Genomic DNA, 15,830 nt, shown 5'->3' on the forward strand with positions numbered 1-15,830 from the left:
CAACAACATCCGTCAGATGGCGCAGGAAGAAGGCGTGGAAAACGCATTCGACTTCCCAGGCTTCGTACCGGCGTACATCCGTCCGCTGTTCTGCCGTGGCATCGGCCCGTTCCGCTGGGCTGCACTGTCGGGCAACGCTGAAGACATCTACAAGACCGACGCCAAGGTCAAGGAGCTGATCCCGGACGACGCCCACCTGCACAACTGGCTGGACATGGCCCGCGAACGTATCAGCTTCCAGGGTCTGCCGGCCCGTATCTGCTGGGTTGGCCTGGGCCTGCGCGCCAAGCTCGGTCTGGCGTTCAACGAAATGGTGCGCAGCGGCGAATTGTCCGCGCCCATCGTGATCGGCCGCGACCACCTGGACTCCGGTTCGGTGGCCAGCCCTAACCGCGAAACCGAATCGATGCAGGACGGTTCCGACGCCGTCTCCGACTGGCCACTGCTCAACGCTCTGCTCAACACAGCGAGCGGCGCGACCTGGGTTTCCCTGCACCACGGCGGCGGCGTTGGCATGGGCTTCTCCCAGCACTCGGGCATGGTGATTGTCTGCGACGGTACTGACGAAGCGGCCGAGCGTATCGCTCGTGTGCTGCACAACGACCCGGCCACTGGCGTTATGCGTCACGCCGATGCCGGTTATCAGATCGCCATCGACTGCGCCAAGGAACAAGGGCTGAACCTGCCGATGATTACCGGCAAGTAATGCTTGCCCTGTGGGAGCGAGGTTGCTTGCTCCCACAGGGACCAAAACAAAAACAAACAATCCATAGAGGTTGAACCATGGCTGTCAGCAGCGAACGTGCAAGCAACAAACCGTTGATCGAGAAGCGCTCGATCGACTACATCCCGGAAGCGGAAAGACACGGTCGTCTGTTAAGCCAGTTCACCCTGTGGATGGGTGCCAACCTGCAAATCACTGCGATTGTCACCGGTGCTTTGGCAGTGGTGCTTGGCGGCGATGTGTTCTGGTCGTTGATCGGTCTGTTGATCGGCCAACTGCTCGGCGGTGGCGTGATGGCGCTGCATGCCGCGCAAGGCCCCAAGCTTGGCCTTCCGCAGATGATTTCCAGCCGGGTACAGTTCGGCGTGTACGGCGCGGCCATCCCGATCGTGCTGGTCTGCTTGATGTACCTGGGCTTCACCGCAACGGGAACCGTGTTATCCGGCCAGGCGCTGGGCCAGTTGTTTGGCGTCAGCGACACCGTCGGTATCCTCCTTTTCGCCAGTGTCATCGTGCTGGTCACGGTGCTCGGTTATCGGGTGATCCATTGGATCGGCCGTGTTGCCAGTGTCATTGGCGTGATTGCCTTTGTTTATCTGTTCAGCCGTCTGATGAGCCAGGTTGACGTTGGCGCACTGTTGCAAATCCGCCACTTCAGCTGGAGCAGTTTCTTGCTCGCGGTGTCGCTCGCGGCGTCCTGGCAGATCGCCTTCGGCCCTTATGTGGCTGACTATTCTCGCTACCTGCCGAGCAAGATTTCCTCGGTGAAAACTTTTTTTGCCGCAGGCGCAGGTTCGGTCATTGGTGCACAGGTGGCGATGGTCCTCGGCGTGTTCGCTGCCGCTTCGGCCAACGGGCAATACGCCGGCCACGAAGTGGCCTACATCGTTGGTCTGGGTGGTACCGGTGCCACCGCTGCGCTGCTGTACTTCAGCATCGCGTTCGGCAAGGTCACCATCTCCACGCTGAACTCCTACGGCAGCTTCATGTGCATCGCGACCATCATCAGCGGTTTCCGTGGTGACCTGAAGGTAACGCGCTTGCAGCGTCTGGTGTTCGTGCTGGTCATCGTCGGGGCTGCGACCCTGATGGCGTTGCTCGGTCAACACTCGTTCCTCGGTGCGTTCAAGTCCTTCATCCTGTTCCTGCTGGCGTTCTTTACGCCGTGGAGCGCGATCAACCTGGTGGACTACTACTGCATCACTCGCGAGCGCTATGACGTACCGGCGCTGGCCGATCCGAATGGTCGCTACGGTCGTTGGAACCTTCTCGGTATCAGCGTTTATGTGTTTGGTGTGCTGGTGCAACTGCCGTTCATCTCCACCAAGTTCTACACCGGTCCGCTGGTGGCGGCCCTGGGTGATGTGGATATTTCCTGGATCATCGGTCTGGTGCTTCCCGCAGCCCTGTATTACCTGTGTGCGAAAAAATGGCACGGCACAGTGCCTGATCGTTTGATCCTGCCGGTCGAGCAGGACGCGGTCACCGAACAAAAGCTGGATGTCGGTCGCGCTGCGGCGCAGGCCTGATTGGACGTGGACAGGGCTGGATGCCTCTTGACTGCCGTAAGCCAATTCATGATTAGGAGCGTCACAACAATGAAATCGAACAAGACCCTGCTGACCACATTGCTTTCCATGGGCCTGCTGGCCAGCGCTGGCGCCACTCAGGCGGCGAGTTGGTGCGAGTCGGGCAAACCGGTGAAATTCGCCGGTTTGAACTGGGAAAGCGCCATGCTGCTGACCGACGTGATGCAAGTCGTGTTGGAGAAAGGCTACGACTGCAAGACTGACAGCCTGCCGGGCAACTCCATCACCATGGAAAACGCCCTGAGCAGCAACGATATTCAAGTGTTTGCCGAAGAATGGGTCGGCCGTAGCGAAGTCTGGAACAAGGCCGAGAAGGCCGGCAAGGTCGTCGGTGTCGGCGCGCCGGTTGTTGGTGCGATCGAAGGCTGGTACGTGCCGCGCTACGTGATCGAAGGCGACGCCAAGCGCAAGCTGGAAGCCAAGGCTCCGGACCTGAAAAACATTGCTGACCTGGGCAAATACTCGGCGATCTTCAAGGACGCCGAAGAGCCGTCCAAGGGCCGTTTCTACAACTGCCCGGCCGGCTGGACCTGTGAGCTGGACAACAGCGAAATGCTGAAGAGCTACGGCCTGGAAAGCACCTACACCAACTTCCGCCCGGGCACCGGCCCGGCGCTGGATGCCGCCGTGCTGTCGAGCTACAAGCGTGGCGAGCCGATCCTGTTCTACTACTGGTCGCCAACGCCGCTGATGGGCCAGATCGACGCGGTGAAACTCGAAGAGAAACCAGGCGTGAACAAGACCGTGGATATCAAGGTCGGCCTGTCCAAGACTTTCCACGACGAAGCGCCTGAATTGGTGGCCGTGCTGGAAAAGGTCAACGTGCCAATCGACCTGCTGAACCAGAACCTGGGGCGCATGACCAAAGAGCGGATCGAATCACCAAAACTGGCCAAGATCTTCCTGAAGGAACATCCTGAAGTCTGGCACGCATGGGTGAGCGAAGACGCAGCCAAGAAAATCGACGCGGCCTTGTAGGTTGAGCTTCTCCGGCTGTCGGCAACGGCAGTCGGATGCTTGATCGCAACCCCTTGATTGAGAGTCTCTTATGTTTCCCGAAAGCTTTACCTTTTCCATCGCCGACTGGGTCAACGGTTGGGTCGATTCGCTGGTCACCAACTACGGCGACGTGTTCCGGCACATCTCCGACACCCTGTTGTGGGCCATCGTCAATCTCGAAGGCCTGCTGCGCGCCGCACCCTGGTGGCTGATGCTGGCAATCGTGGCCGGTGTGGCCTGGCACGCGACCCGCAAGGTCGTGACCACTGCCGTCATCGTTGGTTTGCTGTTCCTGGTGGGTGCGGTTGGCCTCTGGGACAAACTGATGCAGACCCTGGCGCTGATGATGGTGGCGACGATCATCTCGGTGTTGATCGGCATTCCGCTGGGCATTCTCTCGGCGCGCAGCAACCGCCTGCGTTCGATACTGATGCCATTGTTGGACATCATGCAGACCATGCCGAGCTTCGTGTACCTGATCCCGGTGCTGATGCTGTTTGGCCTGGGCAAGGTCCCGGCGATTTTCGCCACGGTGATCTACGCCGCGCCGCCGCTGATCCGTCTGACCGATCTGGGCATTCGCCAGGTCGACGGCGAAGTGATGGAAGCGATCAACGCCTTCGGTGCCAACCGCTGGCAGCAACTGTTCGGTGTGCAACTGCCACTGGCCCTGCCGAGCATCATGGCCGGGATCAACCAGACCACCATGATGGCCCTGTCGATGGTAGTGATTGCCTCGATGATCGGTGCCCGTGGCTTGGGTGAAGACGTGCTGGTGGGGATTCAGACCCTCAACGTCGGACGCGGCCTTGAAGCCGGTCTGGCGATCGTGATTCTGGCTGTGGTGATCGACCGCATTACACAGGCGTACGGTCGCGCACGGCATGAGGTGAGCAAATGAACAATGCAACCGTGAGCAAGATCGAAGTCAAAAACGTCTTCAAGATTTTCGGCAACCGTGCCAAGGACGCGCTGGCCATGGTCGGCCAGGGCAAGACCAAGGACCAAGTGCTGGCCGAAACCGGCTGCGTGGTCGGCGTGAACGACCTGTCCCTGAGCATCGGCAGCGGCGAGATCTTCGTGATCATGGGCCTGTCGGGCTCCGGCAAGTCGACCCTGGTCCGCCACTTCAACCGCCTGATCGACCCGACCAGCGGCGCGATCCTGGTGGACGGCGTGGACATCCTGCAATACGACATGGAAGCCCTGCGCGAATTTCGTCGGCGCAAGATCAGCATGGTGTTCCAGAGCTTCGGCCTGCTGCCGCACAAGAGCGTGCTGGACAACGTCGCCTACGGCCTGAAAATCCGTGGCGAAACCAAAGCCATGTGCGCCGAGCGTGCGCTGCACTGGATCAATACCGTGGGCCTCAAGGGCTACGAAAACAAATACCCGCACCAGCTCTCCGGCGGCATGCGTCAGCGTGTGGGCCTGGCCCGCGCCCTGGCGGCGGACACCGACATCATCCTGATGGACGAAGCGTTCAGCGCCCTCGACCCGCTGATCCGCGCCGAGATGCAGGACCAGTTGCTGGAGCTGCAAAAGACCCTGCACAAGACCATCGTCTTCATCACCCACGACCTCGACGAGGCCGTGCGCATCGGCAACCGCATCGCGATCCTCAAGGACGGCCGCCTGATCCAGGTCGGCACGCCGAGAGAGATCCTGCATTCGCCGGCGGATGAGTATGTCGACCGCTTTGTGCAGCGTCGGGCGGCGGTGGTTTAAGGCGTACCGCTTTTTGTGGCGAGGGGGCTTGCCCCCGTTCGAGTGCGCAGCGCTCGCACAATCAGTTAACCGGATAAATCTGACACACCAGAAAGCCAGAACAGGGCTGCTTCGCAGCCCAACGGGGGCAAGCCCCCTCGCCACAGGGTGTCATTGGTCAACAGAATTGGTATGAGGCTCCAGATGTCCCAGGCTGAAAAAATCGTTATCACCGAGGCGCAGGTCAGTTGGCAGGATGTTGTCGCCGTTGCTCGTCATGGCGCACAGCTTGAGCTGTCGGCGCCGATCTGGGCGCGCATCGAAAACGCGCAGGCCATCGTCCAGCGCATCGTCACCAGCGGCGAACGTGCCTACGGCATCAACACCGGCCTGGGCGCGCTGTGCAATGTCTCGCTGCAGGATGAGCAACTCAGCCAGTTGTCGCGCAATACCTTGCTCAGCCACGCCTGTGGCGTTGGCGCGCCACTGACCAACGAGCAGACCCGCTCGATCATGTGTGCCGCCGTCGTCAACTACAGCCATGGTAATTCCGGCCTGCACCGTCAGGTTGTCGAAGCACTGCTGGCGCTGCTCAACCGTGGCATCACCCCGCAAGTACCGTCCCAGGGTTCCGTGGGCTACCTGACCCACATGGCGCACATCGGCATTGCGCTGCTGGGTGTCGGCAATGTCAGCTATCGCGGCCAGGTCGTTTCCGCGCAGCAAGCGCTGGCCGAAGAAGGCCTGCAACCGGTCAAGCTTGGTGCCAAGGACGGTTTGTGCCTGGTCAACGGTACGCCGTGCATGACCGGCCTGAGCTGCCTGGCGATTGCCGATGCGACGCGCCTGCTGGAATGGGCTGACGTGATTGGTGCCATGAGCTTTGAAGCCCAGCGCGGGCAGATCGACGCGTTCGATGCCGAGATCATCGCGCTCAAGCCGCACCCGGGCATGCAGCAGGTCGGGATTAATCTGCGGGCCTTGCTCGACGGCAGTGAAGTGATTGCCAAGAGCAAAGGCATCCGTACCCAGGATGCCCTGAGCATTCGCTCGATCCCGCAGGTGCACGGCGCTGCTCGCGACCAATTGGTACACGCGACCAAACAGATCGAAACCGAACTCAACGGCACCACCGATAACCCGATGGTGCTGGGCACCGCGGACAATTATCGCGTGGTGTCCCAGGCCAACCCCCACGGCCAGTCCGTGGCAATGGCGGCGGACCTGCTGGCGATTGCCATGGCGGAAATCGGCTCCATTGCCGAGCGTCGCCTGGACCGTTTGATCAACCCGCACGTTAGCGGTCTGCCGGCTTTCCTGGTGGCCAACCCGGGGGTGAACTCCGGGATGATGATCGTGCAGTACGTCGCCGCTTCGCTGTGCGCGGAGAACCGTCAACTGGCACAACCGGCGGTGCTGGATAACTACGTGACGTCGGGCCTGCAGGAAGATCACCTGAGCCTGGGCACCAACGCCGCGCTGAAGCTGCATCGCGCGCTGGAAAACTGCACGCAGATCCTCGCCATCGAGTATTTGCTGGCGGCCCAGGCGTTTGAATTTTTGAAAGAACAACGCTTCGGCGCAGGCACCGATGCTGCCTGGCGTCTGCTGCGCGAGCACGTTGCCCCCTACGACCAGGATCGCTGGTTGGCACCGGACATCGCCGCCGCTGCCGCGGTATTGAAAGACCCGATTTTGCTGCACAACGCTTTTCCAGACCTGAACTGATTTCAACAACACCAGCGTGCCAAGGCGCGTCTCCCCAAAAGGCAGACGCGACGGACAACGGACATCTCCGGAGCGTCTGGTGAGTTAACAACAACTCTCAAAAGGAGCACAAAATGACTGCGCTAAACCTGATTCCCGGCCAACTGACCCTCTCCCAACTGCGTGACGTCTATCAGCAGCCGGTGAAACTGACCCTCGACCACAGCGCCTCGGCCCAGATCGAAGCCAGCGTGGCCTGCGTGGAGCAGATCCTCGCCGAGAACCGCACCGCTTATGGCATCAACACCGGTTTCGGCCTGCTGGCCTCGACCCGCATCGCCAGCGAAGACCTGGAAAACCTGCAGCGCTCGCTGGTGCTGTCCCACGCCGCCGGTGTTGGCCAGCCGATCAGCGATGAGCTGGTGCGTCTGGTCATGGTGCTCAAGGTCAACAGCCTGAGCCGTGGTTTCTCGGGTATCCGTCGTGTGGTGATCGACGCGCTGATCGCCCTGATCAACGCCGAGGTTTACCCGCACATTCCGTTGAAAGGATCGGTCGGTGCTTCTGGTGACCTGGCGCCTCTGGCCCACATGTCGCTGGTACTGCTGGGCGAAGGCAAGGCTCGCTACAAAGGCGAGTGGATGGAAGCCACCGAAGCGCTGAAAGTCGCAGGTCTTGCCCCGCTGACCCTGGCCGCGAAAGAAGGCCTGGCGCTGCTCAACGGCACTCAGGTGTCCACCGCTTTTGCCCTGCGTGGCCTGTTCGAAGGTGAAGACCTGTTCGCCGGTGCCTTGGCACTGGGCGGCCTGACCGTTGAAGCGGTATTGGGCTCGCGTTCGCCGTTCGACGCCCGCATCCACGCTGCCCGTGGCCAGAAAGGCCAGATCGACGCCGCCGCCGCTTATCGCGACCTGCTGGGCGAGCGCAGTGAAGTCTCCGACTCCCATGAAAACTGCGAGAAGGTACAAGACCCGTACTCCCTGCGCTGCCAGCCACAAGTCATGGGCGCCTGCCTGACCCAGTTCCGTCAGGCGGCCGAAGTGCTGGCGATCGAAGCCAACGCCGTTTCCGACAACCCGTTGGTGTTCGCCGCTGAAGGTGACGTGATCTCCGGTGGCAACTTCCACGCCGAACCGGTGGCCATGGCCGCTGACAACATGGCATTGGCCATCGCTGAAATCGGTTCCCTGAGCGAGCGCCGTATCTCGCTGATGATGGACAAGCACATGTCGCAACTGCCGCCGTTCCTGGTGGCCAACGGTGGCGTGAACTCCGGCTTCATGATTGCCCAGGTGACTGCGGCGGCACTGGCCAGCGAGAACAAGGCGTTGTCCCATCCGCATTCGGTGGACAGCCTGCCGACTTCCGCCAACCAGGAAGACCACGTGTCCATGGCTCCGGCGGCTGGCAAGCGTCTGTGGGAAATGGCTGAAAACACTCGCGGGATTCTCGCGGTGGAATGGCTGGCGGCCGTTCAGGGCCTGGACCTGCGCAACGGCCTGAAAACCTCGCCGAAACTGGAAAAGGCTCGGGCCATCCTGCGTAACGACGTGCCGTTCTACGAGAAAGACCGCTTCTTCGCGCCGGACATCAATGCGGCGTCTGAATTGTTGGCTTCGCGCTGCCTGAACGAGCTGGTGACAACGAAGTTGCTGCCTAGCCTGTAATGGCCCCTTCGCGAGCAAGCCCGCTCCCACATGGATCACGCTGATCCTGTAGGAGCTGGCTTGCCAGCGATTCGATTTTGCGTCGAATAACAATAATTAGGGACGAGAAATGGCACAGCCAGAAAAAGGTTTGAAACGCGGGCTATCTGCCCGACATATTCGCTTCATGGCGCTGGGGTCGGCGATCGGCACCGGGCTGTTTTACGGTTCTGCCTCGGCCATTCAAATGGCCGGGCCTGCGGTACTGCTCGCTTACCTGATCGGTGGCGCGGCAGTGTTCATGGTCATGCGCGCCCTCGGTGAGATGGCGGTGCACAACCCGGTGGCTGGCTCTTTCGGTCAGTACGCCAGCACCTACCTGGGGCCGATGGCGGGCTTCATCCTCGGTTGGACCTACGCATTCGAAATGGTCATCGTCGGCATGGCCGACGTCACTGCATTCGGTATCTACATGGGCTTCTGGTTCCCGGAGGTTTCCCGCTGGATCTGGGTGCTGGGTGTTGTTTCCATCGTCGGCGGCCTGAACCTGTGCAACGTCAAAGTCTTCGGTGAAATGGAGTTCTGGCTGTCGCTGCTCAAGGTTGCGGCCATCGTCGCGATGATCCTGGGTGGTTTCGGCATCATGCTCTTCGGCATCAGCTCGGCCCCCGGCCAAGCGACCGACATCAGCAACCTCTGGACCCAGGGCGGCTTCATGCCCAATGGCATGGGCGGTCTGATCGCTTCGTTCGCGGTTGTGATGTTTGCGTTTGGCGGTATTGAAATCATCGGCGTAACGGCAGGTGAGGCCAAAGACCCGCAACACGTGCTGCCCCGGGCGATCAATGCCGTACCGTTGCGTATCCTGCTGTTCTACGTACTGACGATGCTGGTGCTGATGTCGATTTTTCCATGGCAGCAGATCGGCAGCCAGGGCAGCCCGTTCGTGCAGATTTTCGACAAGCTGGGGATCAGCTCGGCGGCCACTATCCTTAATATCGTGGTGATCACGGCGGCGATTTCGGCGATCAACAGTGACATCTTCGGCGCTGGCCGCATGATGTTCGGTCTGGCCCAGCAAGGTCATGCACCCAAGGGCTTCGCCCGCCTGTCGCGCAATGGCGTGCCATGGATGACGGTGGTGGTAATGAGTGCCGCGCTGTTGCTGGGTGTGTTGCTGAACTACCTGATCCCGGAAAACGTGTTCCTGCTGATCGCTTCCATCGCGACCTTTGCCACGGTGTGGGTCTGGCTGATGATTCTGGTGACCCAAGTGGCCATGCGCCGCTCCATGAGCGCCGAGCAGGTGGCACAACTGAAATTCCCGGTACCGCTCTGGCCCTATGCGCCGGCGGCGGCGATTGCCTTCATGCTGTTCATTTTCGGCGTGCTGGGCTATTTCCCGGACACCCAGGCGGCGCTGATCGTCGGCGTGGTCTGGATCGTATTGCTGGTGCTGGCTTACCTGACGTGGGTGAAACCGGCGGCGGGCCAGGCAGCCCTGGTAACGCAGGATCCTACTTTTTCTCATCGATAACCTAATGGAGGCCACGGATGAAAACTCTCTGGCAACACTGTCACGTCGCAACCATGGCACAAGGCGTCTACTCGATCCTCGAGGACGCGGCCATCGTGACGTCAGGAGCGCACATTGAGTGGATCGGCCCGCGCGGTGAGTTGCCGGCGGGCGAGTACCCGGCCGTCAATGATTTGAACGGGGCCTGGGTCACACCGGGCCTGATCGACTGTCACACTCACACGGTGTTCGGCGGTAACCGCAGCGGTGAATTCGAACAGCGCCTGCAAGGCGTCAGCTACGCGGAAATCGCCGCCAGCGGTGGCGGCATCGCCAGCACCGTGCGCGCGACCCGCGCGGCCAGCGAAGATGAACTGTTCGTCAGTGCCGCCAAGCGCCTGAAAAGCCTGATGCGTGATGGCGTCACCAGCATCGAAATCAAGTCCGGCTACGGCCTGGACCTGGCCAACGAGCGCAAGATGCTGCGTGTGGCCCGTCGCCTCGGTGCCGAACTGCCGGTCAGCGTGCGCAGCACCTGCCTGGCGGCTCATGCCCTGCCGCCGGAGTACAAGGACCGCGCTGACGACTATATCGATCACATCTGCGCCGACATGCTCCCGGCCTTGGCCGCCGAAGGTCTGGTGGACGCGGTGGATGCATTCTGCGAATACCTGGCGTTCTCGCCTGCGCAGGTTGAGCGTGTATTCATCACCGCTCAGAAGCTGGGTTTGCCAGTGAAGTTGCACGCTGAGCAATTGTCGTCGCTGCACGGCTCAAGCCTGGCGGCGCGTTATCACGCGTTGTCCGCCGATCACCTGGAGTTCATGACCGAGGACGACGCCATCGCCATGGCCGAGTCCGGCACGGTTGCGGTGCTGTTGCCCGGCGCCTTTTACTTCCTGCGCGAAACCCAATTGCCACCGATGGAAGCCCTGCGCAAGCACGGCGTGAAAATCGCCATCGCCAGCGACCTCAATCCGGGCACCTCGCCGGCACTGTCGTTGCGCCTGATGCTGAACATGGCTTGCACCTGCTTCCGCATGACCCCGGAAGAAGCCCTGGCCGGCGCGACGATTCACGCCGCCACCGCATTGGGTATGGCCGACACCCATGGCTCGCTGGAAACCGGCAAGGTCGCGGATTTCGTCGCCTGGCAAATCGATCGTCCGGCCGACCTGTGTTACTGGCTGGGCGGCGACCTGGAAAAACGCGTCGTGCGCCACGGCGTCGAATCAAGTCTGTAGGAGATCTGTTGTGGATAAGGTTCTGAACTTCAAACAAGGCCGCGTACCGCTGCTGATCAGCATGCCCCACGCCGGCGTGCGCCTGACGCCTGCGGTCGAAGCCGGGTTGATCCCTGACGCGAAAAGCCTGCCGGACACCGACTGGCACATCCCGCAGCTGTACGACTTCGCTGCCGAACTGGGCGCCAGCACCCTGGCCGCCGAGTACTCGCGGTTCGTCATCGACCTGAACCGGCCGTCCGACGACAAGCCGTTGTACGTCGGCGCGACCACCGGTCTGTATCCGGCCACGTTGTTCGACGGCATACCGTTGTTCCGCGAAGGCTTGGAGCCTTCTGCCGATGAGCGTGCGACTTATCTGGAGCAGATCTGGACGCCGTACCACAGCACCTTGCAAAACGAACTGGCGCGACTGAAGGCCGAGTTCGGCTATGCGTTGCTGTTCGATGCCCACTCGATCCGTTCGATCATCCCGCACCTGTTCGACGGCAAACTGCCGGACTTCAACCTCGGCACCTTCAACGGCGCCAGTTGCGATCCACTGCTTGCGACCCGACTGGAAGCGATCTGCGCGCTTCACGACAACTACACCCATGTACTCAACGGTCGCTTCAAGGGCGGGCACATCACCCGCCATTATGGCAATCCGGCCGAGAACATCCACGCGGTGCAACTGGAACTGGGGCAGTGCACCTACATGGAGGAGTTCGAGCCGTTCCGTTATCGCCCGGATCTGGCAGAACCGACGCGGGTGGTGCTCAAGGAGTTGCTGCAAGGGTTGCTGGCCTGGGGGCAGCAGCACTACAAGGGCTGAAGATCAAAAGATCGTCCGAACGCGGCCCGAGCCTTCGGCAGCTCCTACCGGTGTTCGCAATACTAAGTAGGAGCTGCCGAAGGCTGCGATCTTTTTTTGTCGCCACCGTGCAAAACACGGTCGCCACAGGTCGCTTTCACCGCTCGTCTGCTGCGTAATGTTCTCGCCACGGTGCACAAAGACACCGCCCCGACAATAATCCGCTGCCGCACGAGAATGCTCTCTATGACAAGCCCCAAAGGTCTGTTCACCCGCTGTCTCTCAATCTTCTGTGGCGCCGCTCTATTTAGCGCCGGCGCCATGGCCGCGGACGACTCCTCCTGCAAAACCGTGCGCATGGGCGTGGTGAACTGGACCGACGTGATCGCCACCAGCGGCATGGCCGATGTGTTGCTCAACGGTCTGGGCTACGAAAGTAAGCAAACCAGCGCCGTGCAGCAAATCATCTTCGCCGGCATCCGCGACAAACGCCTGGACATCTTCCTCGGCTACTGGAAACCGGCGATGGATAAAAACATCGCACCTTTCGTGGCTGCCAATCAGGTCAAGGTCATGGACAAGCCGAGCCTGGCCGATGCCCAAGCCACCCTCGCGGTCCCTGACTATGTTGCAGCGGCCGGCCTGAAAACCTTCTCTGACATCGCCAAATTCAAGGATCAGCTCGGCGGCAAGATCTACGGCATCGAGCCGGGCAGTGGCGCCAACACCACGATCAAGACCATGATCGAGACCAATCACTTTGGCCTCAAGGATTTCAAACTGATCGAGTCCGGTGAAGCCGGCATGCTTGCGGCCGTGCAGCGGGCAGTGAATCGCAAGGAGTTCGTGGTGTTCGTCGGCTGGACCCCGCACCCGATGAACATCAACATGAAGATCGACTATCTGACCGGCAGTGAGGACGTGTACGGCCCGAATGAAGGTGCCGCAACCGTCTCCAGCGTGACTGCCCCGGATTACGCCGAGCGCTGCCCGAACGTCAATCGGCTGTTGGAAAACCTGACGTTCACCGCCGCCCAGGAAAGCCAGTTGATGGTGCCGATCATGGAGCGCCAAACGGCTCAGGATGTCGCGAAAAAATGGCTGCGTGATCATCCCGAAGACTTGCAGCGCTGGCTGGCGGGTGTCAGCAGTTTCGATGGCAAGGATGGTGTGGCGACGGTTCAGGCCAGCCTGAAGAATTGACCCCAAGGTCTTTGTGAACAAAAGGCTTTTGTGGCGAGGGAGCTTGCTCCCGTCCGAGTGCGCAGCACTCGCAAGTTTAGCGCCACGGTGAGTCAGTTAAACAGCGAGTCGTGCAATATGGGGCTGCTTCGCAGCCCAACGGGAGCAAGCTCCCTCGCCACAGGGATCATTTCAATCCAAACCCTCTGAATCAACGGGCACCAGGCTCATGGCTCCTTACCCGCTTTCCAAACAGATGACGGCATTCGTCGACAAAACCCTGAGTTTCAACAGCGCCGACAGCAGAATCACCGGATTGCGCCAGGCCTACAGCGAGATGTGCCGGGCGTTTACCCCTGCACGCCCCGCCGGGTTGCATGTGGTCGATTTCGAGTTGGACGGTGTTGCGGTTCGTTCCTATCAGCCACCGGCCAGCGGTGCGTCGTGCATCGTTTATCTGCATGGCGGCGGCTGGGTGGTGGGGGACCTCGATTCCCACGATTTCATCTGCGCCGAATGGGCATCGACTCTCGGTGTACGGGTGGTCGCCGTCGATTACCGCCGGGCACCGGAGCATCCGTTTCCCGCCGCGTTCAATGATTGCCTGAAGGTCTGGCGAGCACTGCGCACCGGGCCGAATAAGCTCGACCCGGAGCGTACGCTGGTGGCTGGCGACAGTGCCGGTGGCAACCTCGCGGCGGCGTTGTGCCTGGCGCTGCGCGATGCCGGCGAGCCGGTGCCGTGCGCGCAGGTGCTGATTTATCCGGGGTTGGGCGGCGATCACCGCCTGCCGTCGCGCAGTGAGTGCATCGACGCGCCATTACTCAGCAGCAGTGACGTCGATTGCTATCACGCGCTTTACCTGCAAGGCACCCACCATCCGAACGCCTACGCCATGCCATTGCTCGCCACGGATTTCAGCGGACTGCCACCGGCATTGATCGCCGTGGCGCAATTCGACCCGTTGCGTGATGACGGCGTGCTGTATGCCGAGCGACTGAATGCCGCGGGCGTGGTTGCCACTCTGTATGTCGGCGAAGGTTTGGTCCATGGCTGTTTACGGGCTCGCGGGCAGGTGGCCGAGGTCGATGCGCTGTACGAAACCTTGTCTGGTTATCTTGCGGAAAAACTCTGACTTCGCGCGGGCATGCTCATTGACGTAATTCGGGTTTATGATGCCCAACGGCAGAATAATAGAAGTCCCCCCAGGGATGACCTCGACCCCTTACGGAGCGCGCAATGCAGACTTTGTACCCGCAGATCAAACCCCACGCCCGGCACGATCTGGCCGTCGACGAAACCCACACCCTGTACGTCGACGAAAGCGGTTCACCGGAAGGTTTGCCGGTGGTGTTCATCCACGGCGGCCCCGGTGCCGGATGCGATGCCCAGAGTCGTTGTTTTTTTGATCCCAACCTCTATCGCATTGTCACTTTCGATCAGCGCGGTTGCGGTCGCTCCACTCCCCACGCCAGCCTGGAAAACAACACCACCTGGGACCTGGTCGCCGACCTCGAGCGGATCCGCCAGCACCTGGGCATCGACAAATGGGTGCTGTTTGGCGGCTCCTGGGGTTCGACCCTGGCGCTGGCCTACGCACAAACCCATCCTGAGCGTGTGCACGGCCTGATCCTGCGCGGGATCTTTCTCTGCCGTCCGCAGGAAATCGAATGGTTCTACCAGGCTGGCGCCAGCCGCCTGTTCCCCGATTACTGGCAGGACTACATCGCGCCGATCCCGCTGGACGAGCGCGACGACTTGCTCACCGCGTTCCACAAGCGCCTGGTCGGCAACGACCAGATTGCCCAGATGCACGCGGCCAAGGCCTGGTCGACCTGGGAGGGCCGCACCGCGACCCTGCGTCCCAACCCGTTGGTAGTCGATCGCTTCTCCGAACCACAACGTGCATTGTCGATTGCCCGCATCGAATGCCACTACTTCACCAACAACGCGTTCCTGGAGCAGAACCAGTTGATCCGCAACATGGGCAAGATCGCCCATTTGCCCGGCGTGATCATTCATGGGCGCTATGACGTGATCTGCCCGCTGGATAACGCCTGGGAATTGCATCAAGCCTGGCCGAACAGCGAGCTGCAGGTCATCCGCGATGCCGGTCATGCCGCTTCCGAGCCTGGCATCACCGACGCGCTGGTACGCGCCGCCGATCAGATGGCCCGGCGTCTGCTCGACCTGCCGCCTGAAGAAGCATGAAGGGCCTGCTGCAGCGGGTGCGCGGCGCGCGGGTCGAGGTCGCGGGCGAGATCGTGGGTGCCGTCGATCAGGGATTGCTGGTCCTGGTAGCCGTCGAGCCCGACGATACGCGGGCTAGCGCCGACAAACTTCTTAATAAGCTGCTTAACTATCGAGTATTCAGCGATGCTGAGGGCAAGATGAATCTGTCCTTGGCGGATGTGGGCGGAGGGCTGCTGCTGGTCTCTCAGTTCACCCTGGCTGCCGATACCAAAAGCGGGCTGCGTCCGGGTTTCTCGACCGCGGCCCCTCCGGCGCTGGGCGAGGAACTGTTCGACTATCTATTAAGCAAAGCGAAACAGGTGCATGGCACTGTGGCATCAGGTAGATTCGGCGCGGATATGCAGGTACACCTGGTCAATGATGGCCCGGTAACCTTCCTGTTACAGACCTGAAAGCGTTTGAAACAAGTTTTTACGTTCATTTCGACTGAAAACAGGGCTTTTTCGCGATAAATACTTTGTTACCCCTGA

At 60.9% G+C, this 15,830-nt stretch carries 14 protein-coding genes; all 14 read left to right on the forward strand.

Annotated features, from left to right (window positions below; all coding sequences use genetic code 11):
- Window positions 1–706: urocanate hydratase (gene hutU / locus VC35_RS29955; protein ID WP_259674432.1), on the forward strand; the 706-nt coding region annotated here is incomplete at its 5' end.
- A gap of 77 nt (window positions 707–783) precedes the next feature.
- Window positions 784–2,253, forward strand: a complete 1,470-nt coding sequence (locus VC35_RS09750; protein WP_046039588.1) for a purine-cytosine permease family protein — start codon at window positions 784–786, stop codon at window positions 2,251–2,253.
- A 69-nt stretch (window positions 2,254–2,322) separates the two neighbouring features.
- Window positions 2,323–3,291, forward strand: coding sequence for an ABC transporter substrate-binding protein (locus tag VC35_RS09755; protein ID WP_046039590.1), 969 nt, complete (start codon window positions 2,323–2,325; stop codon window positions 3,289–3,291).
- A gap of 70 nt (window positions 3,292–3,361) precedes the next feature.
- A complete protein-coding gene (locus tag VC35_RS09760; RefSeq protein ID WP_046039591.1) occupies window positions 3,362–4,213 on the forward strand; it encodes an ABC transporter permease in 852 nt (283 codons plus the stop codon).
- Window positions 4,210–5,040 carry a quaternary amine ABC transporter ATP-binding protein gene (locus VC35_RS09765; protein WP_052960551.1) on the forward strand — a complete coding sequence of 277 codons (831 nt, stop codon included), beginning with the start codon at window positions 4,210–4,212 and terminating at the stop codon, window positions 5,038–5,040. The genes VC35_RS09760 and VC35_RS09765 overlap by 4 nt, the downstream gene beginning before the upstream one ends.
- Window positions 5,041–5,223: 183 nt before the next feature.
- Complete coding sequence (gene hutH / locus VC35_RS09770) at window positions 5,224–6,747, forward strand: histidine ammonia-lyase (protein WP_046039594.1); 1,524 nt, start codon at window positions 5,224–5,226, stop codon at window positions 6,745–6,747.
- A gap of 113 nt (window positions 6,748–6,860) precedes the next feature.
- The gene (gene hutH / locus VC35_RS09775; protein ID WP_046039596.1) at window positions 6,861–8,393 is read left to right on the forward strand and encodes a histidine ammonia-lyase; all 1,533 of its coding nucleotides are present in this window, start codon (window positions 6,861–6,863) and stop codon (window positions 8,391–8,393) included.
- 109 nt (window positions 8,394–8,502) lie between these two features.
- Window positions 8,503–9,909: an amino acid permease gene (locus VC35_RS09780; protein WP_046039597.1), complete on the forward strand. Its 1,407-nt coding sequence runs from the start codon at window positions 8,503–8,505 to the stop codon at window positions 9,907–9,909.
- A gap of 17 nt (window positions 9,910–9,926) precedes the next feature.
- Complete coding sequence (gene hutI / locus VC35_RS09785; protein ID WP_046039598.1) at window positions 9,927–11,132, forward strand: imidazolonepropionase; 1,206 nt, start codon at window positions 9,927–9,929, stop codon at window positions 11,130–11,132.
- A gap of 10 nt (window positions 11,133–11,142) precedes the next feature.
- Window positions 11,143–11,946 carry an N-formylglutamate deformylase gene (gene hutG / locus VC35_RS09790; RefSeq protein ID WP_046039599.1) on the forward strand — a complete coding sequence of 268 codons (804 nt, stop codon included), beginning with the start codon at window positions 11,143–11,145 and terminating at the stop codon, window positions 11,944–11,946.
- Window positions 11,947–12,171: 225 nt separating this feature from the next.
- Window positions 12,172–13,128: a choline ABC transporter substrate-binding protein gene (locus VC35_RS09795; RefSeq protein ID WP_046039600.1), complete on the forward strand. Its 957-nt coding sequence runs from the start codon at window positions 12,172–12,174 to the stop codon at window positions 13,126–13,128.
- A gap of 208 nt (window positions 13,129–13,336) precedes the next feature.
- Complete coding sequence (locus VC35_RS09800) at window positions 13,337–14,242, forward strand: alpha/beta hydrolase (RefSeq protein WP_046039601.1); 906 nt, start codon at window positions 13,337–13,339, stop codon at window positions 14,240–14,242.
- Window positions 14,243–14,346: 104 nt separating this feature from the next.
- Window positions 14,347–15,318, forward strand: coding sequence for a prolyl aminopeptidase (pip, locus tag VC35_RS09805; RefSeq protein WP_046039602.1), 972 nt, complete (start codon window positions 14,347–14,349; stop codon window positions 15,316–15,318).
- Window positions 15,315–15,752 (forward strand): D-aminoacyl-tRNA deacylase, encoded by a 438-nt coding sequence (gene dtd, locus VC35_RS09810; protein ID WP_008047807.1) that lies wholly within the window; start codon window positions 15,315–15,317, stop codon window positions 15,750–15,752. The genes pip and dtd overlap by 4 nt, the downstream gene beginning before the upstream one ends.
- Window positions 15,753–15,830 lie beyond the last annotated feature (78 nt).

This window comes from Pseudomonas fluorescens, assembly GCF_000967965.1.
GTDB classification, from domain to species: Bacteria; Pseudomonadota; Gammaproteobacteria; order Pseudomonadales; family Pseudomonadaceae; genus Aquipseudomonas; species Aquipseudomonas grandcourensis.